The sequence below is a fragment of the Pseudomonas sp. PHC1 genome, from assembly GCF_046487845.1.
Lineage (GTDB): Bacteria > Pseudomonadota > Gammaproteobacteria > Pseudomonadales > Pseudomonadaceae > Aquipseudomonas > Aquipseudomonas sputi.
The window spans coordinates 21,708-43,478 of sequence record NZ_JBJXHJ010000025.1 but is presented as its reverse complement, the minus strand read 5'-3'; the positions used below and the strand labels follow the sequence as shown (position 1 = coordinate 43,478).

21 protein-coding genes are annotated in these 21,771 nt (G+C 61.8%); 12 read left to right on the top strand and 9 right to left on the bottom strand.

What is annotated here, in order from left to right:
- Position 1 precedes the first annotated feature (1 nt).
- From ACKJSM_RS24710 to gloB, 6 genes are all read right to left on the bottom strand, one after another.
- Positions 2-1,021 (bottom strand): ABC transporter permease, encoded by a 1,020-nt coding sequence (locus ACKJSM_RS24710; RefSeq protein ID WP_085698849.1) that lies wholly within the window; start codon positions 1,019-1,021, stop codon positions 2-4.
- Between the two features lies 1 nt (position 1,022).
- Complete coding sequence (locus ACKJSM_RS24705) at positions 1,023-2,096, bottom strand: microcin C ABC transporter permease YejB (RefSeq protein ID WP_236182917.1); 1,074 nt, start codon at positions 2,094-2,096, stop codon at positions 1,023-1,025.
- Positions 2,097-2,100: 4 nt separating this feature from the next.
- Complete coding sequence (locus ACKJSM_RS24700) at positions 2,101-3,942, bottom strand: extracellular solute-binding protein (RefSeq protein WP_339490440.1); 1,842 nt, start codon at positions 3,940-3,942, stop codon at positions 2,101-2,103.
- On the bottom strand, positions 3,939-5,771 hold the full coding sequence (locus ACKJSM_RS24695) for an extracellular solute-binding protein (protein ID WP_410239144.1): 1,833 nt from the start codon (positions 5,769-5,771) through the stop codon (positions 3,939-3,941). Before ACKJSM_RS24695 ends, ACKJSM_RS24700 begins: the two co-directional genes overlap by 4 nt.
- A 176-nt stretch (positions 5,772-5,947) precedes the next feature.
- Positions 5,948-7,423 carry a transglycosylase SLT domain-containing protein gene (locus ACKJSM_RS24690; RefSeq protein ID WP_410239143.1) on the bottom strand — a complete coding sequence of 492 codons (1,476 nt, stop codon included), beginning with the start codon at positions 7,421-7,423 and terminating at the stop codon, positions 5,948-5,950.
- A 99-nt stretch (positions 7,424-7,522) separates the two neighbouring features.
- Positions 7,523-8,290: a hydroxyacylglutathione hydrolase gene (gene gloB / locus ACKJSM_RS24685; RefSeq protein ID WP_410239142.1), complete on the bottom strand. Its 768-nt coding sequence runs from the start codon at positions 8,288-8,290 to the stop codon at positions 7,523-7,525.
- A gap of 65 nt (positions 8,291-8,355) precedes the next feature.
- Here gloB and ACKJSM_RS24680 point away from each other — a divergent pair, with 65 nt between their 5' ends.
- The 5 genes from ACKJSM_RS24680 to ACKJSM_RS24660 all read left to right on the top strand — a co-directional run bounded on the left by ACKJSM_RS24680 (position 8,356) and on the right by ACKJSM_RS24660 (position 13,546).
- Positions 8,356-9,114 (top strand): methyltransferase domain-containing protein, encoded by a 759-nt coding sequence (locus ACKJSM_RS24680; protein WP_236182816.1) that lies wholly within the window; start codon positions 8,356-8,358, stop codon positions 9,112-9,114.
- A gap of 91 nt (positions 9,115-9,205) precedes the next feature.
- Entirely contained in the window at positions 9,206-9,667 is a 462-nt protein-coding gene (rnhA, locus tag ACKJSM_RS24675; protein WP_236182817.1) for a ribonuclease HI, read from the top strand.
- A gap of 82 nt (positions 9,668-9,749) precedes the next feature.
- The gene (dnaQ, locus tag ACKJSM_RS24670; RefSeq protein ID WP_039770804.1) at positions 9,750-10,508 is read left to right on the top strand and encodes a DNA polymerase III subunit epsilon; all 759 of its coding nucleotides are present in this window, start codon (positions 9,750-9,752) and stop codon (positions 10,506-10,508) included.
- A 153-nt stretch (positions 10,509-10,661) separates the two neighbouring features.
- Positions 10,662-12,917: an Orn/Lys/Arg decarboxylase N-terminal domain-containing protein gene (locus tag ACKJSM_RS24665; RefSeq protein WP_236182818.1), complete on the top strand. Its 2,256-nt coding sequence runs from the start codon at positions 10,662-10,664 to the stop codon at positions 12,915-12,917.
- Positions 12,918-12,931: 14 nt separating this feature from the next.
- Positions 12,932-13,546 carry a GNAT family N-acetyltransferase gene (locus ACKJSM_RS24660; RefSeq protein WP_236182819.1) on the top strand — a complete coding sequence of 205 codons (615 nt, stop codon included), beginning with the start codon at positions 12,932-12,934 and terminating at the stop codon, positions 13,544-13,546.
- Here the strand turns inward: ACKJSM_RS24660 and ACKJSM_RS24655 are convergent.
- Together ACKJSM_RS24655 and ACKJSM_RS24650 are read right to left on the bottom strand one after the other, a co-directional pair.
- Positions 13,512-14,405: a LysR family transcriptional regulator gene (locus ACKJSM_RS24655; RefSeq protein WP_236182820.1), complete on the bottom strand. Its 894-nt coding sequence runs from the start codon at positions 14,403-14,405 to the stop codon at positions 13,512-13,514. The genes ACKJSM_RS24660 and ACKJSM_RS24655 overlap by 35 nt on opposite strands.
- A gap of 85 nt (positions 14,406-14,490) precedes the next feature.
- Positions 14,491-14,727, bottom strand: coding sequence for a hypothetical protein (locus ACKJSM_RS24650; RefSeq protein WP_236182821.1), 237 nt, complete (start codon positions 14,725-14,727; stop codon positions 14,491-14,493).
- 185 nt (positions 14,728-14,912) lie between these two features.
- Here ACKJSM_RS24650 and ACKJSM_RS24645 point away from each other — a divergent pair, with 185 nt between their 5' ends.
- Both ACKJSM_RS24645 and ACKJSM_RS24640 read left to right on the top strand, forming a co-directional pair.
- A complete protein-coding gene (locus ACKJSM_RS24645; RefSeq protein WP_410239141.1) occupies positions 14,913-15,470 on the top strand; it encodes an NADPH-dependent FMN reductase in 558 nt (185 codons plus the stop codon).
- Positions 15,471-15,568: 98 nt separating this feature from the next.
- Positions 15,569-16,852, top strand: a complete 1,284-nt coding sequence (locus ACKJSM_RS24640) for an arsenic transporter (RefSeq protein ID WP_410239140.1) — start codon at positions 15,569-15,571, stop codon at positions 16,850-16,852.
- Here ACKJSM_RS24640 and ACKJSM_RS24635 read toward each other — a convergent pair.
- The gene (locus tag ACKJSM_RS24635) at positions 16,849-17,799 is read right to left on the bottom strand and encodes a DUF1853 family protein (RefSeq protein WP_410239139.1); all 951 of its coding nucleotides are present in this window, start codon (positions 17,797-17,799) and stop codon (positions 16,849-16,851) included. The genes ACKJSM_RS24640 and ACKJSM_RS24635 overlap by 4 nt on opposite strands.
- Positions 17,800-17,914: 115 nt before the next feature.
- On the opposite strand from ACKJSM_RS24635, the gene ACKJSM_RS24630 reads away from it, so the two are divergent.
- The 5 genes from ACKJSM_RS24630 to ACKJSM_RS24610 are packed head-to-tail and all read left to right on the top strand — an operon-like array spanning position 17,915 to position 21,761.
- Positions 17,915-18,805 carry an NAD(+) kinase gene (locus tag ACKJSM_RS24630; protein WP_011333623.1) on the top strand — a complete coding sequence of 297 codons (891 nt, stop codon included), beginning with the start codon at positions 17,915-17,917 and terminating at the stop codon, positions 18,803-18,805.
- Positions 18,802-19,776: a metallophosphoesterase gene (locus ACKJSM_RS24625; protein ID WP_236182843.1), complete on the top strand. Its 975-nt coding sequence runs from the start codon at positions 18,802-18,804 to the stop codon at positions 19,774-19,776. Before ACKJSM_RS24630 ends, ACKJSM_RS24625 begins: the two co-directional genes overlap by 4 nt.
- Positions 19,773-20,642, top strand: a complete 870-nt coding sequence (locus ACKJSM_RS24620; protein ID WP_236182825.1) for a rhomboid family intramembrane serine protease — start codon at positions 19,773-19,775, stop codon at positions 20,640-20,642. Before ACKJSM_RS24625 ends, ACKJSM_RS24620 begins: the two co-directional genes overlap by 4 nt.
- A gap of 31 nt (positions 20,643-20,673) precedes the next feature.
- The gene (locus tag ACKJSM_RS24615; RefSeq protein ID WP_236182826.1) at positions 20,674-20,934 is read left to right on the top strand and encodes a YeaC family protein; all 261 of its coding nucleotides are present in this window, start codon (positions 20,674-20,676) and stop codon (positions 20,932-20,934) included.
- Entirely contained in the window at positions 20,931-21,761 is an 831-nt protein-coding gene (locus ACKJSM_RS24610; RefSeq protein WP_236182827.1) for a DUF2797 domain-containing protein, read from the top strand. The genes ACKJSM_RS24615 and ACKJSM_RS24610 overlap by 4 nt, the downstream gene beginning before the upstream one ends.
- Positions 21,762-21,771: the final 10 nt, after the last annotated feature.

Sequence of the window (21,771 nt, the reverse complement as noted above, 5' to 3'; positions counted from 1 at the left end):
GTCACTTCCTCGGGTCGAAGGCATCGCGAGCGGACTCGCCGATGAACACCAGCAAACTCAACATCAGCGCCAATACCGCAAACGCGCTCATGCCCAGCCACGGCGCCTGCAGGTTGGATTTGCCCTGGGCCACCAGTTCACCCAGTGACGGACTGCCGGCCGGCAAGCCGAAACCGAGGAAGTCCAGGGCGGTGAGGGTGCCGATGGCGCCGGTCAGGATGAAGGGCATGAAGGTCATGGTCGACACCATGGCGTTAGGCAGGATGTGGCGGAACATGATCGCGCCGTTCTGCATGCCCAGCGCTCTTGCCGCGCGTACGTATTCGAGGTTGCGCCCGCGCAGGAACTCGGCGCGCACCACGTCCACCAGGCTCATCCACGAGAACAGCAGCATGATCCCCAGCAGCCACCAGAAGTTCGGCTGGACGAAACTGGCAAGAATGATCAGCAGGTACAGCACCGGCAAACCCGACCAGATCTCCAGGAAACGCTGGCCGGCCAGATCGACCCAGCCGCCATAGAAGCCCTGCAAGGCGCCGGCGATCACGCCGATGATCGAGCTGAGCACGGTCAGCGTCAGGGCGAACAGCACCGAGATCCGGAAGCCGTAGATCACTCGCGCCAGCACATCGCGGCCCTGATCGTCGGTGCCCAGCAGGTTGTCCGCCGAGGGCGGGGCGGGGGCCGGGACTTTCAGGTCGTAGTTGATGCTCTGGTAACTGAACGGAATCGGCGCCCATAGCACCCATGCGTCCTTGGCCTTGAGCAGTTCGCGGATGTACGGGCTCTTGTAGTTGGCTTCCAGCGGGAATTCGCCGCCGAAGGTGGTTTCCGGGTAGCGCTTGATCGCCGGGAAGTACCAGTTGTTGTCGTAGTGCACCACCAGCGGCTTGTCGTTGGCGATCAGTTCGGCACCGAGGCTCAGGCCGAACAGGATCAGGAACAGCCACAGCGACCACCAGCCACGCTTGTTGGCCTTGAACAGTTCGAAGCGCCGGCGGTTGAGAGGGGACAGGTTCATCTCAATGCTCCCGGCTGGCAAAGTCGATGCGCGGATCGACAAGGGTGTAGGTAAGGTCGCCAATCAGTTTCACCACCAGCCCCAGGAGGGTGAAGATGAACAGGGTGCCGAACACCACCGGGTAATCGCGGTTGATCGCCGCTTCGAAACTCATCAGCCCGAGGCCATCGAGGGAGAAGATCACTTCCACCAGCAGGGAACCTGTGAAGAAGATGCCGATGAACGCCGACGGAAACCCGGCGATCACCAGCAGCATCGCGTTGCGGAATACGTGACCGTAGAGCACGCGGTGACGGGTCAGGCCCTTGGCCTTGGCGGTGACCACGTACTGCTTGTTGATTTCGTCGAGGAAGCTGTTTTTGGTCAGCAGGGTCATGGTCGCGAAGTTGCCGATCACCAGTGCCGTCACCGGCAGCACCAGGTGCCAGAAGTAATCGAGGATCTTGCCGCCCAGGCTCAGCTCATCGAAGTTGTTCGAGGTCAGGCCCCTGAGCGGAAACCAGTCCAGATAACTGCCGCCGGCAAACACCACGATCAGCAGAATCGCAAACAGGAACGCCGGAATCGCATAACCGACGATGATCGCCGAACTGGTCCAGACGTCGAAATGGCTGCCGTGCCGTGTGGCCTTGGCGATCCCCAGCGGGATCGACACCAGGTACATGATCAGTGTGCTCCACAGCCCGAGGGAGATCGACACCGGCATCTTTTCCTTGATCAGGTCGATGACCTTGGCGTCGCGGAAGAAGCTGTCGCCGAAATCCAGCTTCGCGTAGTTCTTGACCATGATCCACAGACGTTCCGGGGCCGACTTGTCGAACCCGTACATCTTCTCGATTTCCTTGATCAGCGCCGGGTCCAGGCCCTGCGCGCCGCGATAGGAGGAGCCGGCCACCGACACCTCGGCACCGCCGCCGGCGATGCGGCTGGTGGCGCCTTCGAAGCCTTCGAGCTTGGCGATCATCTGCTCCACCGGCCCGCCGGGCGCGGCCTGAATGATCACGAAGTTGATCAGCAGAATGCCGAACAGGGTCGGGATGATCAGCAGCAGTCGCCGAAAAATGTACGCCAGCATCTGATTACTCCGTGCCCGCAGGGTCGACTTGCAGTTGGGTTTCGACTTCTACCGCAGGTGGAGTATCGGGTTTGACCCACCAGGTGTTAATGCCGATGTCGTACTTGGGGGAGACTTTCGGGTGGCCGATGTGGTTCCAGTACGCCACGCGCCAGGTCTTGATGTGCCAGTTGGGGATCACGTAGTAGCCCCATTGCAGCACACGGTCCAGTGCACGGGCGTGGGCCACCAGGCTTTTGCGCGAATCGGCGTTGATCAGGCTTTCGACCAGTTGATCGACGATCGGGTCTTTCAGGCCCATGGAGTTGCGGCTGCTGGGTTTGTCGGCGGCGGCGCTCATCCAGAACTCGCGCTGCTCGTTGCCCGGCGAGTTGGACTGCGGGAAGCTGCCGACCATCATGTCGAAGTCCCGTGAACGCACGCGATTGACGTATTGCGAGACGTCGACGCGGCGGATCACCAGATCGATGCCGAGGTCGCTGAGGTTGCGCTTGAACGGCAACAGCACGCGCTCGAATTCGGTCTGCGCCAGCAGGAATTCGATGACCACCGGTTTGCCGGTGGCATCGACCATCTTGTCGTCGACGATTTTCCAGCCGGCCTCTTGCAGCAACTGATACGCCTCGCGCTGTTGCGTGCGGATCATGCCGCTGGCGTCGGTTTTCGGATTTTCGAAGGCTTCGCTGAACACCTGCGCCGGCAGCTGGCGGCGGAACGGATCGAGGATTGCCACCTGTTCTGCATCCGGCAGGCCGGTGGCGGCCATTTCCGAGTTTTCAAAGTAACTGCGGGTGCGCGCATAAGCGCCGTTGAACAGTTGCTTGTTGGTCCATTCGAAGTCGAACAGCAGGCCGAGGGCCTGGCGTACCCGCACGTCCTGAAACACCGGACGACGCAGATTGAAGACGAAGCCCTGCATGCCGGTCGGGTTGCTGTTGGCAATCTGCTCCTTGATCAGTCGCCCTTCGGTCACTGCCGGCACGTTGTAGGCATTGGCCCAGTTTTTCGCGGCCATTTCCAGCCAGTAATCGAACTGCCCGGCCTTCAAGGCTTCGAGTGCGACGGTGTTGTCGCGGTAATAGTCGGTGGTCATCACATCGAAGTTGTAGAAGCCGCGATTGACCGGCAAGTCCTTGCCCCAGTAATCCTTGACCCGCTCATAACGCACCGAGCGCCCGGCCTTCACTTGGGTGACCTTGTACGGGCCGCTGCCCAGCGGGATTTCCAGGTTGCCCTTGTTGAAATCACGCTCGGCCCACCAGTGTTTCGGCAGCACCGGCAATTGACCGAGGATCAGCGGCAGTTCGCGGTTATTGGTGTGCTTGAACTTGAACAGCACCTTGAGCGGGTCTTCGGCGATTACCTCCTCAACGTCGGCGTAGTAGCCGCGATACATCGGCGCGCCTTCCTTGGTCAGCGTCTGGAAGCTGAACACCACGTCGTCGGCGCGTATCGGGTGGCCGTCGTGAAACTTCGCTTCGGGGCGCAGGTAGAAGCGTACCCAACTGTTGTCCGGGGCCTTTTCGATCTTGCCGGCGATCAGACCGTATTCGGTGAACGGCTCGTCCAGGCCCTGTTTGGCGAGGGTGTCGTAGATCATGCCGATATCATCTGCCGGCACACCCTTGCTGATGAACGGATTGAGGCTGTCGAAACCGCCGAAGCCGGCCTGACGGAAGATCCCGCCCTTGGGCGCGTCGGGGTTCACGTAATCAAAGTGCTTGAAGTCGGCGGGGTATTTCGGCGGCTCGTTGTACAGGGTCACGGCGTGTTGCGGAGCGGCACAGGCCAGCCCGGCGAACAGCAGACCGCTGGCCTGCACGAGCAGGGCGCGGATAGGTTTCATCGATCTTTCTCCGAAGATTTCAGCCACCACGCGCTCAGGCCCAGGGTGTAGGGCGGCGTGGTGACGAAGGCGAACCGGTTGCGGTACGCCAGACGGTGATAATTGAGGTACCAGTTGGGAATGCTGTAGTGCTGCCAGAGCAGCACGCGATCCAGCGCCTTGCCGGCGGCGACCTGTTCATCGCGGGTGCGGGCGGCGAGCAGTTGCTCGAGCAGGTGGTCGACCACCGGGTTGGCGATGCCCGCGTAATTCTTGCTGCCCTTGACCCCGACCTGGCTGGAGTGGAAGTACTGCCACTGTTCCAGTCCGGGGCTGAGGGTCTGGCTGAGGGTCATCAGAATCATGTCGAAATCGAACTGATCCAGACGCTGTTTGTACTGGGCGCGATCCACCGTGCGCAGACGCGCGTCGATGCCGATGCGGTTGAGATTTTCGATATACGGCTGGAGGATCCGTTCCAGATTCGGATTGACCAGCAGCAGTTCGAAACGCAGCGGCTGGCCGGCGGCGTTCTGCAGGCGCTGGCCGTTGAGCTTCCAGCCGGCCTCGGCCAGCAACGCCAAGGCTTTGCGCAGGGTTTCCCGCGGGATGCCGCGGCCGTCGGTCTGCGGCAGCGTGAACGGCTCGGTGAACAGCCGCGCTGGCAGTTGATCCTTGTAGGGTTTTAGCATCAGCCATTCATGGCCGACCGGCAGGCCGACGGCGCTGAATTCGCTGTTGGGGTAGTAGCTGGTGGTGCGCTTGTAGGCGTCGCTGAACAGCGCGCGATTGGTCCATTCGAAGTCGAACATCAGGCCCAGCGCTTCGCGCACCTTGATATCGGCGAAGGCCGGGCGCCGGGTGTTCATGAACAGACCCTGGCTCTGGGTCGGGATCTGGTGCGGGATCTGCGCCTTGATCACGTCACCACGACGCACGGCCGGAAAGTTGTAGCCGTTGGCCCAATTCTTGGCCTGATGCTCGATATAGATGTCGAACTCGCCGGCCTTGAACGCTTCGAAGGCCACATCGCTGTCGCGGTAGAACTCGACTTCCATGCGGTCGACGTTGTACTTGCCGCGATTGACCGGCAGGTCCTTGCCCCAGTAGTCCTTGACCCGCTCGAAAATCAACTGCCGCCCCGGCGTGACCGAGGTGATGCGGTACGGCCCGCTGCCCAGCGGCGGTTCGAAGGTGGTGGCCTTGAAGTCACGGCCCTTCCAGTAATGCTGGGGCAGCACCGGCAATTCGCCCAGACGCAGGATCAGCAACGGATTGCCGCTGCGCTTGAGCACAAACCGGATGCGCTGCGGGTTGAGGATGTCGACCCGCAGCACTTCCTGAAGGGCGGTGCGGTACAGCGGGTGACCTTCCTTGAGCAGCAGGCGATAGGAGAACGCCACGTCGTACGCGGTGATCGGCGTGCCGTCGTGGAAGCGCGCTTGCGGGCGCAGGTTGAACACGACCCAGCTGCGATCTTCGCTGTACTCCACCGACTGGGCGATCAAACCGTAACTGGACGCCGGTTCGTCACCGGACGGCGCGTATTGCCCGGTGCCGACCATCAGCGGCTCGTTCAGCTCGTTGATGCCGTATTGCAGGAAATTCGCCGTGGTGACCGGGCTGGTGCCCTTGAACGTGTAGGGATTGAGCGTATCGAAGGTGCCAAACGCCATCACCCGCAACGTACCGCCCTTGGGCGCTTGCGGGTTGACCCAGTCGAAGTGGGTAAATCTGGCCGGGTACTTGAGCGTGCCGAACTGCGCATAACCGTGGCTTTCGGTGATCGTCGCGCTGACGGGGGAGCTCAAGGCCAGGCTGATCAGGAGCAGGAGGAGGGGACGCTTCAAGTCAGATCCGATCCAGGCGGCTTGGGCTTTGTGGGCCGTACAGTAACAGCTTGTATGGACAGGAAAAAGACAGGGGCTTAATGCGCGGTTAATTGCGGGAGCTGTCTGCGCCAATCTAAGGAAATATCAAAAAATGACAGGCGAAAAAAAGGCCCCTGAATTTCAGGGGCTCCTTGTCAGTGCGGCTGGTAGACCGTGAGCATCTGCCCAGGCTTGAGCGCCTTGCCGGCGCTCGGGTTCCAGCGCTTGAGGTGCTGCATCTCGACGTTGAAACGCTTGGCCACCACGTACAGCGTGTCGCCGCGTTTGACTTTGTACTGGGTCTGTTTACCGTCGTCCTTTTCTCTGGTCTTGCTGCTGGTCTTGCTGTTGGCCGCGATGACCGTATTGATGCGACCGCTACTGTTACGCGCCGGTTTGCGTTTGGTGGTGTCCTGCATGACCAGGGTCTGGCCCACCTTGAGGTTGTTTCCGGTCAGCTTGTTCCAGCGTTGCAGGTCCTTGACCGCGACCTTGTTGGCCTTGGCGATGGAACCGAGGTTGTCGCCGCGCTTGACCCGATAGGCGCGCTTGGCCTGGGCGATTTCGCTCGGATCGGCGCCTTCGAATACCGGTTTGAGCGAACGCGGGCTGATCAGCTCTTCAGGACGCATGGTCTGCAGGCTGGCGGTCAGCAACTGTGCCTTGGAGGTCGGCACCAGCAGGTGCTGCGGGCCGTCGATGGTAGTGCGCTGCTTGAACGCCGGGTTGAGCTGGAACAGCTCGTCTTCGTCGATGTTGGCCACCGCTGCAACCTTGGACAGGTCCATGCGCTGGTTGATTTCGACGACCTGGAAATACGGTTCGTTGGCGATCGGGTTGAGGTTCACGCCATAGGCTTCAGGTGTCAGGACCACTTGCGAGAGCGCCAGCAGTTTCGGCACATAAGCCTGGGTTTCCGCCGGCAGCGGCAGGTTCCAGTAATCGGTCGGCAGGCCGAGCTTTTCGTTGCGCTCGATGGCGCGGCTGACCGTGCCTTCACCGGCGTTGTACGCGGCCAGTGCCAGCAGCCAGTCACCGTTGAACATGTCGTGCAGGCGGGTCAGGTAGTCCATTGCGGCCGTGGTCGAGGCGGTAATGTCGCGACGGCCATCGTAGAAACGGGTCTGGCGCAGGTTGAAGTAGCGCCCGGTGGACGGGATGAACTGCCAGAGGCCCACTGCGTTGGCGCGGGAATAGGCCATCGGGTTGTAGGCACTTTCGATGACCGGCAGCAGCGCCAGTTCCAGCGGCATGTTGCGTTCTTCGAGGCGCTCGACGATGTAATGAATGTAGAGACTGCCGCGTTCGCCGGCGTTTTCGAGAAAGGACGGGTTACTGGCGAACCACAGGCGCTGTTGCTCGATGCGCGGGTTCACGCCCAGACCTTCTTGCAGCTGGAAACCGTTGCGCATGCGCTCCCAGATGTCCTGAGGCACCTGCGGGCTGGGCTTTTCCGACAACCAGATGGGCTTCTGCTTGGCTCGCGCAGCCATGTTCGGCGTATGCGTCGCTTCAGTCTGCGGAGCATGGCTGGAACAGCCCGCCAGCGTGGCGGACACAGCCACCGCGATGACTTGCGCCAGGCGGGTCAATGCATCTGAATTGACGGACTTACGTATGGATGACGACATTGGCTGGAAGTAAGTTCCGGGCAAAAATGTCGGGCGATTCTAGAAAGCGCACCCCCTGCGGTCAACCATTCAGAATTTTTGTACCAGGCGGCGAGCCGCTCAGAACGTATCTTTCCATGCCCTCAGAGCTGCAAAAACCTCACTCGGCGCCCGGTTTTGAGGGCCGTTCCGTTCGTCCACTTTTTGTGTAACTAATATTTCACCGGTGCGCAAAAACGGGTTTGTGAGTTTTTCCAGGGCGAGGGTCGAGGGCAGGGTCATGACGCCGCTTGCACGTTGCTGGCTGACTTTTTCCAGACGGGCGGCAATGTCCCGGTTGTCCGGCTCCACGGCGGCGGCGAATTTCAGATTGCTCAGGGTGTATTCGTGGGTGCAGTAGACCAGCGTGTCCTCGGGCAGCGCCGCCAGTCGGCTCAACGACTGGTGCATCTGTTGCGGCGTGCCTTCGAACAGACGGCCGCAGCCGGCAGCGAACAGGGTGTCGCCACAAAACAGCAGGCCGTGATGGTAGTAGGCGATGTGTCCCAGGGTGTGGCCGGGCACGGCATGGACGTCGAAGTCCCAGCCGAGCACGCGCACCGTGTCGTTGTCCTTGAGGGCCACGTCCCGCCCCGGAATGTTTTCGCTGGCTGGTCCATAGACCGTGGCGCCGGTGGCCTTTTTCAGCGTCTCGACGCCGCCGACATGGTCGTGGTGATGGTGAGTGATGAGGATGTCGCCCAGCACCCAGCCCGGATGCGCGTCGAGCCACGCCTGCACGGTGGCGGCATCCCCCGGATCGACCACCGCGCATCGCTGGGTGGCATGATCCTGTAACAACCAGATGTAGTTGTCGGTGAAGGCGGGCAGGGCACTGATCTGTATCATCGTCGAATTCGCCAAGCGGGTAACATTGGCGCATCTTAGAGGTTCCTGGCGTGTTGGAGAATGCAATGATCGATAAAGCGTTCGCTCAGGCCGATCCTGACTGGCTGGCCCTGATCGGGGCCGCCCGTGAATGGCTGTCCGGCCCCCTCGGGCAATTTCTGCTGGATGAAGAACGGCGCATGCTCGAAGACGAGCTGGGGCGGTTCTTCGGCGGCTATCTGGTGCATTACGGCCCGTCCGCCGAAACACCGCCGTCGGCGCCGCAGGTGCAGCGCAATGTGCGGCTCGGCGCGCCGTTGCCGGGCGTGGAGATCGTCTGCGAAGAACAGGCCTGGCCGTTGAGCGAGCACGCCGCCGACGTGGTGGTGTTGCAGCATGGCCTGGATTTCTGCCTGTCGCCCCATGGTCTTCTGCGCGAAGCGGCCAGCAGCGTGCGCCCCGGCGGGCATCTGCTGATCGTCGGCATCAACCCCTGGAGCACCTGGGGACTGCGCCATGTGTTCGCCCATGACGCCTTGCGTCGGGCGCGCTGCATCTCGCCGTCACGGGTGGCGGACTGGCTCAACCTGCTGGGCTTTGCGCTGGAGAAACGCCGCTTCGGGTGCTATCGTCCGCCGCTCGCGTCACCCAAGTGGCAGGCCCGCCTGGCCGGCTGGGAACGCAAGGCCGGCGACTGGCAACTGTCGGGCGGCGGCTTCTATTTACTGGTCGCGCGCAAGATCGTGGTCGGTCTGCGTCCGGTGCGTCAGGAACGTCGCGAGCCGATGGGCAAGCTGATCCCGCTGCCGATGGCCAAGGTCAATCGTCGGCGTATCGAACCGTAAACCTTCTTTTATTTGTGGCCGGGTGTATCCCGGCCTCGGTCATTGTCGATCCGTGATCGGCGAGGCCACGCATTTTTCTGGATAGATTGGCATGAGCGAAAGCGTCGATAGCGTAGAACTGTTCACTGACGGCGCCTGCAAGGGCAACCCCGGCCCGGGCGGCTGGGGCGCCTTGCTGGTGTGCAAGGGCGTCGAAAAGGAACTGTGGGGCGGCGAAGCCAACACCACCAACAACCGCATGGAGCTGCTCGGCGCGATTCGCGGCCTGGAAGCCCTCAAGCGTCCGTGCGAAGTGCTGCTGGTGACCGACTCGCAATACGTGATGAAAGGCATCAACGAGTGGATGGCCAACTGGAAAAAGCGCGGCTGGAAAACCGCTGCCAAGGAGCCAGTCAAAAACGCGGACCTGTGGAAGGCGCTCGACGAGCAGGTCAACCGCCACCAGGTTACCTGGAAATGGGTTCGCGGCCACATCGGCCACCACGGCAACGAGCGGGCTGACCAGTTGGCCAACCGAGGGGTGGATGAAGTTCGCGGTTACAAGCAGAGCTGAGTCCTTGCGACTGAAACACTCCCGGCGAGCGTGTTAACATCGCCGCTTTTGTACGATTGACCCCGTTGAGAGCTGAACACTGATGGCCACCAGATCCGTTGTACTCGATACCGAAACCACCGGCATGCCGGTGACCGACGGCCACCGGATTATCGAAATCGGTTGTGTCGAGCTGATCGGTCGACGCCTGACGGGCCGGCACTTTCACGTGTACCTGCAACCGGATCGTGAGAGTGACGAAGGCGCGATCGCCGTTCACGGCATCACCAACGAATTCCTGGTCGGCAAGCCGCGCTTCGCCGAAGTGGCCGACGAGTTCTTCGAGTTCATCAACGGCGCGCAGCTGATCATCCATAACGCGGCGTTCGACGTCGGCTTCATCAACAACGAATTCGCCCTGATGGGCCAGCAGGATCGCGCGGACATCACGCAGCACTGCACGATCCTCGACACCCTGATGATGGCCCGGGAACGTCACCCGGGTCAGCGCAACAGCCTCGATGCCTTGTGCAAACGCTACGGCGTCGACAACTCCGGCCGTGAGCTGCACGGCGCGTTGCTCGACTCGGAGATTCTCGCCGACGTCTACCTGACCATGACCGGTGGCCAGACCAGTCTGTCCCTGGCCGGCAACGCCTCCGACGGCAATGGCACGGGCGAGGGCGCGGACAACTCGGCCACCGAAATCCGCCGTCTGCCGGCGGATCGCAAACCGGGGCGGATCATTCGCGCCACTGAAGCCGAGCTGGCCGAACATCAGGTGCGCCTGGAAATCATCGCCAAGTCGGCCGGCGCGCCAGCGCTGTGGACTCAGCTGCTGGAAGCCGAAGCCCAGGCGTAAGGCACAGAAGGATCGTCCGCACACCCAGTCCGTGTTCGGACGATCCTTTTTTTGGCAGTACTGACAACTGGCCACCCTCGCCACATCCGCTCCGACCCTCTACCCTGAGGACATTGGCAGATCACTCTCCGCCGCCTCAGGACACTGAGCCTCATGTACAAAGATTTGAAGTTCCCGGTGTTGATCGTCCACCGCGACATCAAGGCCGACACGGTTGCCGGTGAACGCATTCGCGGTATCGCCCGAGAGCTGGAGCTGGAAGGTTTCAGTATCGTTTCGGCCACGGACTACACCGAAGGCCGGCTCGTGGCGTCGACCCACCATGGTCTGGCGTGCATGCTGATCGCCGCCGAAGATGCCAGCACCAACTCCCATCTGTTGCAGAACATGGCCGAACTGATCGGTCTGGCCCGGGTACGGGCGCCGGATCTGCCGATCTTTGCCCTTGGTGAGCAAGTCACCCTGGAAAACGCCCCGGCCGATGCCATGGCCGAGCTCAACCAGTTGCGCGGCATTCTCTACCTGTTCGAAGACACGGTGCCGTTTCTCGCCCGGCAAGTGGCGCGGGCGGCGCGCAAGTACCTGGACGGCCTGCTGCCGCCATTCTTCAAGGCGCTGGTGCAGCACACCGCCGATTCCAATTATTCCTGGCACACCCCGGGGCATGGCGGCGGGGTGGCGTATCACAAGAGTCCGGTGGGGCAGGCGTTTCACCAGTTTTTTGGGGAAAACACCCTGCGTTCGGACCTGTCGGTTTCGGTGCCGGAGCTGGGGTCGCTGCTCGATCACACCGGGCCGCTGGCCGAGGCAGAAGCGAGGGCCGCGCGCAATTTCGGCGCCGATCACACCTTTTTCGTGATCAATGGCACCTCGACCGCCAATAAGATCGTCTGGCACTCGATGGTTGGCCGCGATGATCTGGTGCTGGTGGACCGCAACTGCCACAAGTCGGTGTTGCACGCGATCATCATGACCGGCGCGATTGCGCTGTATCTGTGCCCGGAGCGCAACGAACTGGGGATCATCGGCCCGATTCCGCTCAGTGAATTCAGTCGCGAATCGATCCAGGCCAAGATCGATGCCAGCCCGTTGACCAAGGGCCGCGAACCGAAAGTCAAACTGGCGGTGATCACCAACTCCACCTACGACGGCCTCTGTTACAACGCCGAACTGATCAAGCAGAGCCTGGGCAACAGCGTCGAAGTCCTGCATTTCGACGAAGCCTGGTACGCCTACGCGGCGTTTCACGAATTTTTTGCCGGCCGCTACGGCATGGCCACCTCGCGCAGCGAGGACAGTCCGCTGGTGTTTACCACCCATTCCACCCACAAACTGTTGGCGGCGTTCAGTCAGGCTTCGATGATTCATGTGCAGGATGGTGGCGCGCGGCAACTGGATCGCGACCGGTTCAACGAAGCCTTCATGATGCACATCTCGACGTCGCCGCAGTACAGCATCATCGCCTCGCTGGACGTGGCGTCGGCGATGATGGAAGGACCGGCCGGGCGTTCGCTGCTGCAGGAAACTTTCGATGAAGCCCTGAGCTTTCGCCGGGCCCTGGCCAATCTGCGCCAGCACATCGCCGCTGACGACTGGTGGTTCTCGATCTGGCAGCCGCCGGGTGTGGAGGGCATCGACCGGGTGCAGACCGAGGACTGGCTGCTGCAACCCGACGCGGACTGGCACGGTTTCGGCGAGGTCGGCGACGACTACGTACTGCTCGATCCGATCAAGGTCACTTTGGTCATGCCGGGCCTGACCGCTGGCGGCGCCTTAAGTGACAAGGGTATTCCGGCGGCAGTGGTCAGCCGTTTCCTCTGGGAGCGCGGGCTGGTGGTGGAGAAAACCGGCCTGTATTCATTTCTGGTGCTGTTCTCCATGGGCATCACCAAGGGCAAGTGGAGCACGCTGCTCACCGAACTGCTGGAGTTCAAGCGCAGCTACGACGCCAACGTCAGTCTCGACACCTGCCTGAAATGTGTCGCCCAGGAAGATCCTGTGCGCTATCGCGGCATGGGCCTGCGCGATCTGTGCGATCAACTCCACGCCTGCTACCGCAGCAATGCCACCGCCAAACACCTCAAGCGCATGTACACGGTGCTGCCGGAAATTGCGATGAAACCGGCCCACGCCTACGATCAGCTGGTGCGCGGCGAAGTCGAGGCGGTGCCAATCGACGCGCTGGAAGGTCGGGTGGCGGCGGTGATGCTGGTGCCGTACCCGCCGGGCATTCCTCTGATCATGCCGGGCGAACGCTTTACCGAATCCACGCGCTCGATCATCGAATACCTCAGGTTTGCCCGCACGTTCGATGCAACGTTTCCGGGGTTCGTGGTCGATGTACACGGTCTGCAACACGAAGATGAGGGCAATGGACGGCAATACACCGTCGATTGCGTCAAGGAATGAGGGCTTTTCCGAGTATGCAACCGGTCATGAATCCGAAATACCCAGGGTTGTCGGTGCGGGTCGCCGACGACGGTTTTGCCGCGTATATCTGGGGCAGCGATTTCAGTTTCGAGGTGGCCGCCTACGGCGCGGCCGAAATCGGCAAACCCGTGGCGCAGTGGGCTGTGACGCCCATCGTGCCGTATCGCAAGTGCTACGGCATCGATCCGGAGGAGTTCAGCAGTTTTCGCGATGCTGCCGACAGCGCGATTTTCATGGCGTATCTGGAAGACGAGCCGGTCGGTCACCTGGTGATCAGCACCAACTGGAACGGCTTCGCCCATATCGATGAACTGGCGGTGCACGCTCCGGCGCGGCGCCATGGTGTGGCCAAGGCCTTGCTGGATGTGGCGCAGTTCTGGAGCCGCAAAAAAAAGCTGCCGGGGATCATGCTGGAAACCCAGAACAACAACCTCGGCGCCTGTCGTCTGTATGAGCGTTGCGGGTATGTGGTCGGCGGCATCGACCACCTGCGTTATCGCGGCATCGATCCGAACACCGCCGAAGTGGCGCTGTTCTGGTATCGATTGTTCGATAACCCGCTGGAGAACCCGATCAGTTCGCCAGCATCGCCTCGGCTTGTTCCGTGACGATCCCGAGCAGCGTCTGAATCGCCGCGGACGGCGTGGCGTGTCTGAAGGTCAGGGCATAGAGGCTGATCGGCACTGCCGGCGACAACGGGCAGACGTCGAGTCCGGTCGCCCGTGCACCGAGGGCGGTGAACGGGTCGACGATCGCCAGGCCTTCGCCGGCCTCGACCATGCTGCGCATCATCTGGTGGGTCTGCACCCGGGTCTGGACGGTCGGTGCGGGGCGCAGGGCCTGAAGTTTGTTTTCCAGGGCCGGGCTCAGCGGGTCCTGGCCTTCGAGACCGACCATCGCCTGGCCGGCCAGATCCTGCAGGGAAATGTATTTCTGCTTCGGTTGCAGCCAGCCGTGGGGCGCGAGCAATTGCAACTTGCCCTGGGCCAGCGGCTGGCAATGAATGTCGGGGTGTTGTGGATCGTGCAGGCTCAGACCCAGGTCGCTGTCGCGCAGCAGTAGATGTCGGACGATGTCGCGGGTCGGTTCGCTGAGCAGGGTGCAGGGTACGTCGGGCAGGCGCCGGCGCAGGGCGGCGAGGCTTTGCGGCAGCAGTTGCTGGGCCAGCGGTGGGGTGCCGATGATCCGCAGGGGCGGGGCGAGGTATTGTTTGAGACTGCTGGCCAGCCGTTGCACCGGCTCCAGCGCTTCATAGATGTGGCCGATCTCGACTTGCAGCGCCCGGGCCTCCGGGGTCGGCTGAAGTCGTCCGCGTACGCTGGCGAACAGCATGAAACCGAGCTGACTCTCGGCTTCGCGCAAACGCTCCTCGACCTCGGGCGCCGGTAGTTGCAGCCATTCGGCGGCGGTGCCGATGTGACCGGTCTGCAAAAGCGCCTGAATCACTTCGATATGACGTAAACGCATGCGTGAAGTCCATGTCCGGCCGTTGGGGTCAGTGGCTGAATCCTACCCCAACTCGGCGCGGATGACTTCTGCTCATAACGATCGGTTATGAAGCGACCGATGGCTCGGCTTCGCGGATCAGGGTGATGCCCGACTGAACCAGCAGAAACTCGTTGTCGTCGATTTTGTTGACGCGGTCGCCAATCGCCAGTTTGTAGGTGGTAACGGGCTCCGTGCCGGTAAAACCGTCTGCCGACGGGTTGGATTCCTGGAACTCATGCACGGAATAAACGCGGCCTTCCGCATCTCTTGCATGGAACTGACCGACGAGTACTGCTGCCATCTGCTTAGAACCTCTGGAGATAAAACGCTTGATTTGCGGCTTGGTAGACCGTCATCGAGCCTGGTAAGTTTTCCTACAGGAAAAAAATATTCCAGACGCGGGAAATAACCTTCGGCATCTGGTGGAATCGTCGCCGGATCATCTATAACTACTGGCTTCTCCCACGCACAGTCGAGAGTCTTCCAATGAGCAATGTCTATAACGTCGCCGTAGTGGTCGGCAGCCTGCGCAAGGCGTCCATCAACCGCAAGGTCGCCCTGGCGCTGGCGGAACTGGCACCGGCCAATCTCAAGCTGAACATTGTCGAAATTGGCGATCTGCCACTCTACAACGAAGACATCGACGGCGATTCACCGCCGGCAGCCTACAGCACTTTCCGTCAGAAAGTGGGTTCATCCGACGCTCTGCTGTTTGTCACCCCGGAGTACAACCGCTCGGTGCCGGCGCCTTTGAAGAATGCCATCGACGTCGGCTCCCGGCCGTATGGCAAAAGCGTCTGGAGCGGCAAGCCGGGGGCGGTGATCAGCGTTTCGCCGGGTGCCATCGGCGGTTTTGGCGCCAACCAGCATCTGCGTCAGTCCTTTGTTTTCCTCAATGTGCCGTGCATGCAGCAGCCGGAAGCCTACCTGGGCGGCGCGGGCACGGCGTTCGATGACGCGGGCAAGCTGAACGAGTCGGTGAAGCCGTTCCTGCAAAGCTTCATCAACGCCTTTGGTGAGTGGGTGGCGCAGCACAAGAAGTGATCCGGCAACTTTTCTGACAAGATAACGAACCTGTGGGAGTCAGCTCCCACAGGTTTTTTGTGGTCTGAATTTTTCCCTCCTATTGAAGGCTGTCGCGAATGCTCGCTGCGTCACTGATTTTCCTGCTGACCATTACCCTGGTGATCTGGCAACCCAAAGGCCTCGGGGTCGGCTGGAGTGCAACGTTCGGCGCCATCGTCGCGCTGATTTTCGGCGTGGTGCACCTGAGCGACATCCCGCTGGTGTGGCAAATCATCTGGAACGCCACCGGCACGTTCGTGGCGCTGATCATCATCAGTCTGTTGCTCGACGAAGCCGGGTTTTTCGCCTGGGCCGCGCTGCACGTGGCGCGGTGGGGGCGGGGCAGCGGGCGCAAGCTGTTTGCCTTCATGGTGCTGCTGGGTGCGCTGGTGTCGGCGCTGTTCGCCAATGATGGCGCGGCACTGATTCTCACGCCCATCGTGATTTCCATGCTGCTGGCCCTGCGTTTTTCTCCGGCGGCGACCCTGGCGTTCGTCATGGGCGCGGGGTTCATTGCCGACACCGCGAGTCTGCCGCTGGTGGTGTCGAACCTGGTGAACATCGTCTCGGCCGACTTCTTCCACATCGGTTTCAACCGGTATGCGGCGGTGATGGTGCCGGTCAACTTCGTCAGCGTCGCGGCCACGCTGGGCATGTTGCTGTGGTTCTTCCGCCGCGACATCCCCAAGGCCTACGACCCGGAACAGCTTGAACATCCGGAAACAGCCATTCACGACAAGGCCACGTTCTACGCCGGTTGGGTGGTGTTGCTGATTCTGCTGATCGGTTGTTTCGCGCTGGAGCCGCTGGGGATTCCGATCAGTGCGATCTCGGCGGTGTGCGCGGCGCTGTTGCTGGCGATTGCCGCGCGCGGGCACAAGATCTCCACGCGCAAGGTGATGAAAGAGGCGCCGTGGCAGATCGTGATTTTCTCCCTGGGCATGTACCTGGTGGTCTACGGACTGCGCAATGCCGGGCTCACCGATTATCTGGCCGTGTGGCTCGACGTGTTCGCCGGTTACGGCGTGTGGGGCGCGGCCATGGGCACCGGGGTGCTGACGGCTTTGTTGTCGTCGATCATGAACAACCTGCCGACGGTGCTGGTCGGCCTGCTGTCGATCGATGCCAGCCAGGCCAGCGGTGTGGTGAAGGAAGCGATGATCTATGCCAACGTGATCGGCAGCGACCTGGGCCCGAAAATCACCCCGATCGGCAGTCTCGCGACCTTGCTCTGGCTGCATGTGCTGGAGCGCAAGAACATCCGGATTGGCTGGGGGTATTACTTCAGGGTCGGGATCGTGCTGACGGTGCCGGTGTTGCTGGTAACGCTGGCCGCGCTGGCTGTGCGGTTGTCGGTTTAATTCTGTCCCGGCACGTTCGGCCACAGGTCCGACACCAGAAACAGCCGCTCGGCTTCTTCCCACTCGCCCCGGGCATTTTCGGTCAGACGCACCATCAGTTGCGCCGGGGCCAGGGGTTCCAGTTCATCGAGCCAGGCCTGCAAGTGGCCGTTGCTCCAGGTCTGATCCGCCGGATAGTGCGCCGGCGCCAGCCAGGCGTGGCGGGGCAGGGGTTGCCAGCGTCCGGCCGGGCGCTGGGTGACAAATGCCGGCCAGTCTTTCTGATGCAGCCAACTGCCGCGCAAATGCTGCGGGTGGGCGCCGCTGGGCGGCACCGATCGACCGGGCCACGGATACAACAGATACCCGCCAAGCCACAGTTGCGCACTGAACGATTCGACATCCAGCGTCGCCAGCACTTCGCGGCTTTCCGGGCGAGCGGAGATCGGCAGTTGATGCTCGCTCAAATGCGCCAGTTTGCGATCCAGGCGATCATGACAGCCCGGTCCCAGCCATGACGCCGGATCATGGCCGTCGCCGTTCTGCGGGCCGAGATAGAGCTTGATCGCCAGTTCCAGGTGATGCACGCCGTCGCGGTCGCGCAGCAGCATGTCCAGCTCGCCGAGGGTGTGGCCTTCGCGGCGGATCGGCAGGTTGGCGGCGATCAGTTCGATGCCCGGCGCGTGTTCCACCGCAAATTGCCACAACCGCTCGTAATACAGACCCAGGCGCCGGGTGCGGGCCTGGGACAGCCAGTGCAGCAAGCCGTAACTGTCGCGGTCGAGCTGGCGCAACCAGTGTTCCAGCCGCTCGGGGTCGCTGACCCAGTCGCTGCCCGCCAGCGGATGACGCTGCGGCCACGGGGTAGCGGCGAGCATCGGCGGGGCGAGGATCACCCACGCCAGATCACGCACCTCGGGATGGCGTAACTGGTGGGGCAACTGCAGCAAATCGGGAAATAGGATCATCTTGCGAGCATAGCCTCAAACACCGGCGCAGCCTCGGGGCTGAAAGGATTTTGTCTATCCGGCGCTTTCGCCCATAATCGTGCTTTTCGCCGTCTCAGTCCCCCGCAGGAGTCCCATGGAGCAATTTCGTAATATCGGCATCATCGGTCGCCTGGGCAGCTCCCAGGTGCTGGATACCGTCCGCCGACTGAAACGCTTCCTGCTCGATCGTCACCTGCATGTGATTCTCGAAGACACCATCGCCGAAGTCCTGCCGGGCCATGGCCTGCAAACTTCGTCGCGCAAGATGCTCGGCGAAGTCTGCGACATGGTCATCGTGGTCGGCGGTGACGGCAGCCTGCTCGGCGCGGCGCGGGCACTGGCCAAGCACAATATTCCGGTGCTCGGGATCAACCGTGGCAGCCTCGGCTTTCTCACCGATATTCGCCCCGACGAGCTGGAAATCAAGGTCGCGGAAGTGCTCGACGGCCATTATCTGGTGGAAAACCGCTTCCTGCTGCAGGCTGAAGTCCGTCGCCACGCCGAGGCCATCGGCCAGGGCGATGCGCTGAACGACGTGGTGCTGCACCCGGGCAAATCGACGCGGATGATCGAGTTCGAGCTGTACATCGACGGCCAGTTCGTCTGCAGCCAGAAGGCCGACGGCCTGATCGTCGCCACTCCGACCGGTTCCACCGCGTACGCGCTGTCTGCCGGCGGCCCGATCATGCATCCCAAGCTCGACGCTATTGTGATTGTGCCGATGTACCCCCATACCTTGTCGGGCAGACCGATCGTGGTCGATGGCAACAGTGAGCTGAAAATCGTCGTGTCCAAAGATATGCAGATTTACCCGCAGGTCTCCTGCGACGGGCAGAACCACTTCACCTGCGCGCCGGGCGACACCATCACCGTCAGCAAGAAAGCGCAGAAGCTGCGGCTGATCCATCCGCTCGACCACAACTACTACGAAGTCTGCCGGACCAAGCTCGGCTGGGGCAGCAAGTTGGGTGGTGGAGGCGACTGATGCTCGATCCCGCGCGCAGTTATGACCTGATTGGTGACGTGCACGGATGCGCCCTGACCCTGGAACACCTGCTGGACCGTCTCGGTTACCACAAGCAGGGCGGGGTGTGGCGGCATCCGTCGCGCATGGCCGTGTTCGTCGGCGACATCATCGACCGCGGCCCGCGGATTCGCGAGGCGCTGCATATCGTCCACGACATGGTCGAGGCCGGTCAGGCGTTGTGCATCATGGGCAACCACGAATTCAACGCGCTCGGCTGGAGCACCCCGGCGCCTCCGGGCAGCGGCAAGCAGTTCGTTCGTGAACACACGCCGCGCCATGCCCGTCTGCTGCAGGAAACCCTGACCCAGTTCGAAGACCATCCGGGCGACTGGCACGACTTCCAGCAGTGGTTCTACCAACTGCCACTGTTCGTCGACGCCGGACGCTTCCGCGTGGTGCATGCCTGCTGGGATGCCGGCCTGATCGAGCCGCTGCGCGCGCTATTCCCCGATGGCTGCATCGATGAGCACTTCCTCCAGGCCTCGGCGGTACCGGGCAGTTTCGCCTGTACCGTGTTCGATCGCCTGCTGCGCGGCACCGACATGCGCCTGCCGGATGGCCTGACCATGACCAGCGGCGATGGCCTGGTGCGTTCGTTTTTCCGCACCAAGTTCTGGGAAGACGATCCGCAGACCTACGGCGACATCGTGTTCCAGCCCGACGCACTGCCGGAGCCGGTGGCGCAGAAACCGCTGACCTCCAGCGAAAAGAATTCCCTGCTGCGCTACGGCGTCGATGAGCCGTTGCTGTTCGTCGGCCACTACTGGCGCAGCGGCAAACCGGCGCCGATCCGCCCGAACCTCGCGTGCCTGGATTACAGCGCGGTGCTGTACGGCAAACTGGTGGCCTATCGTCTGGATCAGGAAACCCGCCTCGATCCGCATAAATTTGTCTGGGTCGACGTCGAGCGGCCGGAGGTGCTGCGATGAGTGCCATAGCTGTCCTGCGCGTGCCGTTGGCGGCGGACCTGAGTGGTTTCGTCAAACTGCTGCAACGCATGCAAGTGCCCCATCGCGTCAGTGAAGAGGCGGGCGAGCAGGTGTTGTGGGTGCCGTCGGAAATCAGTGATGACGTGCGCTCGCTGTACGAGCGTTTCCCGGCGGGCGATCCCGATCAGCAACTGGAAATTCCAGCGGCGCCGACGTTCAAGCGTCCGAGCTTCGCCGAGCAACTGAAACACGCCAGGGCCACCGGGTTCATTCTGCTGTTGAGCCTGATCGTCGGCGGGTTGACCTTCCTTGGCGATAACCTCGAGACGATGCGCTGGCTGACCTTCCTCGATTTCCGGGTGGTCGGCGACTACATCCACTTCACACCACTGGCCGACAGCCTGGCGGCGGGGCAGTGGTGGCGCCTGTTCACGCCGATGCTGATTCATTTCGGCATCCTGCACCTGGCCATGAACGGCATGTGGTACTGGGAACTGGGGCGGCGCATCGAGTCGCGCCAGGGCAGCATCAACCTGATCGGCCTGACATTGCTGTTCGGCCTGGTTTCCAACTATGCGCAATTCGCGTGGAGCGGCCCGAGCCTGTTCGGCGGTTTGTCCGGCGTGCTCTATGGCCTGCTCGGCCACTGCTGGATCTTCCAGCTGCTGGCGCCGAACCCGGCCTATCGCCTGCCGCGCGGCGTGCTGGTGATGATGCTGGTGTGGCTGGTGATCTGCATGTCGGGACTGATCTCGATGATCGGCTTCGGCGAAATCGCCAACGCCGCTCACGTCAGCGGGTTACTCATCGGATGCTTGACCGGTTTGTTGGGCGGTTTGTACAACCGCCGTAAACTGGCTGCCTGAATTTTTTGAATTGAAGAGCACGGAGACCCTGATGTCCTCTTTTAACGAATTGATCAAAAACATCACACCGGACATCTACCAGAGCCTGAAACTGGCCGTAGAGATCGGCAAATGGTCCGACGGTGGCAAGCTCACCGCCGAACAGCGCGAGCTGTCGTTGCAGGCGATGATCGCCTGGGAAATGCAGAACCTGCCCGAGGAAGAGCGCACCGGTTACATGGGCCCGCAGGAATGTGCGTCGAAGTCGATCGAAGTGCCGAACATCCTGTTCAAGTCGGACGCCCTCCATTGATCGAGATCGGCCGCGGTGCAATCAGCAAAATGTCGGCGCGCCTGGACGGGCCGAACGTGCAATATGCGTTTCGTCTGGATGACGTCGAGGTGCCGGTCAACCCGTTGATCGGCAGCACGGTGCGTCTGGAATACCTGGGGGCGATCCACTGCACCCATTGCGGGCGCAAGACCAAGACCAGTTTCAGTCAGGGTTACTGCTACCCGTGCATGACCAAACTGGCCCAGTGCGACGTGTGCATCATGAGCCCGGAGCGCTGCCATTTCGAGGCCGGCACCTGCCGTGAGCCGGAGTGGGGCGAGACGTTCTGCATGACCGACCACATCGTCTATCTGGCCAATTCGTCCGGGATCAAGGTCGGCATCACTCGCGCGACCCAGTTGCCTACCCGCTGGCTCGATCAGGGCGCCAGTCAGGCCTTGCCGATCATTCGCGTGTCCACGCGCCAACAGTCGGGCTTCGTCGAAGACCTGTTCCGCAGCCAAGTGGCGGACAAGACCAACTGGCGCGCCTTGCTCAAGGGCGACGCGGCGGCGGTGGACCTGGCGCAGGTGCGCGATCAATTGTTCGAAAGCTGCGCCGAAGGTCTGCAGGGTTTGCAGGAGCGATTCGGCCTGCAGGCCATTCAGACCATCGCCGATGTCGAGCCGCTGGAAATCCGCTACCCGGTCGAGCAGTACCCGGCCAAGATCGTCAGCTTCAACCTGGACAAGAACCCGATTGCCGAAGGCACGCTGCTGGGGATCAAGGGCCAGTACCTGATCTTCGACACCGGCGTGATCAACATTCGCAAATACACGGCCTATCAGCTCGCCGTGCATCAATAAGGACTTCAGC

Excerpts from the sequence above, each read along its gene's own strand:
- ACKJSM_RS24710 (WP_085698849.1), bottom strand. The coding sequence starts at position 1,021 with ATGAACCTGTCCCCTCTCAACCGCCGGCGCTTCGAACTGTTCAAGGCC.
- ACKJSM_RS24705 (WP_236182917.1), bottom strand. The coding sequence starts at position 2,096 with ATGCTGGCGTACATTTTTCGGCGACTGCTGCTGATCATCCCGACCCTG.
- ACKJSM_RS24700 (WP_339490440.1), bottom strand. The coding sequence starts at position 3,942 with ATGAAACCTATCCGCGCCCTGCTCGTGCAGGCCAGCGGTCTGCTGTTC.
- ACKJSM_RS24690 (WP_410239143.1), bottom strand. The coding sequence starts at position 7,423 with ATGTCGTCATCCATACGTAAGTCCGTCAATTCAGATGCATTGACCCGC.
- gloB (WP_410239142.1), bottom strand. The coding sequence starts at position 8,290 with ATGATACAGATCAGTGCCCTGCCCGCCTTCACCGACAACTACATCTGG.
- ACKJSM_RS24680 (WP_236182816.1), top strand. The coding sequence starts at position 8,356 with ATGATCGATAAAGCGTTCGCTCAGGCCGATCCTGACTGGCTGGCCCTG.
- rnhA (WP_236182817.1), top strand. The coding sequence starts at position 9,206 with ATGAGCGAAAGCGTCGATAGCGTAGAACTGTTCACTGACGGCGCCTGC.
- dnaQ (WP_039770804.1), top strand. The coding sequence starts at position 9,750 with ATGGCCACCAGATCCGTTGTACTCGATACCGAAACCACCGGCATGCCG.
- ACKJSM_RS24665 (WP_236182818.1), top strand. The coding sequence starts at position 10,662 with ATGTACAAAGATTTGAAGTTCCCGGTGTTGATCGTCCACCGCGACATC.
- ACKJSM_RS24660 (WP_236182819.1), top strand. The coding sequence starts at position 12,932 with ATGCAACCGGTCATGAATCCGAAATACCCAGGGTTGTCGGTGCGGGTC.
- ACKJSM_RS24655 (WP_236182820.1), bottom strand. The coding sequence starts at position 14,405 with ATGCGTTTACGTCATATCGAAGTGATTCAGGCGCTTTTGCAGACCGGT.
- ACKJSM_RS24650 (WP_236182821.1), bottom strand. The coding sequence starts at position 14,727 with ATGGCAGCAGTACTCGTCGGTCAGTTCCATGCAAGAGATGCGGAAGGC.
- ACKJSM_RS24645 (WP_410239141.1), top strand. The coding sequence starts at position 14,913 with ATGAGCAATGTCTATAACGTCGCCGTAGTGGTCGGCAGCCTGCGCAAG.
- ACKJSM_RS24640 (WP_410239140.1), top strand. The coding sequence starts at position 15,569 with ATGCTCGCTGCGTCACTGATTTTCCTGCTGACCATTACCCTGGTGATC.
- ACKJSM_RS24635 (WP_410239139.1), bottom strand. The coding sequence starts at position 17,799 with ATGATCCTATTTCCCGATTTGCTGCAGTTGCCCCACCAGTTACGCCAT.
- ACKJSM_RS24630 (WP_011333623.1), top strand. The coding sequence starts at position 17,915 with ATGGAGCAATTTCGTAATATCGGCATCATCGGTCGCCTGGGCAGCTCC.
- ACKJSM_RS24620 (WP_236182825.1), top strand. The coding sequence starts at position 19,773 with ATGAGTGCCATAGCTGTCCTGCGCGTGCCGTTGGCGGCGGACCTGAGT.
- ACKJSM_RS24615 (WP_236182826.1), top strand. The coding sequence starts at position 20,674 with ATGTCCTCTTTTAACGAATTGATCAAAAACATCACACCGGACATCTAC.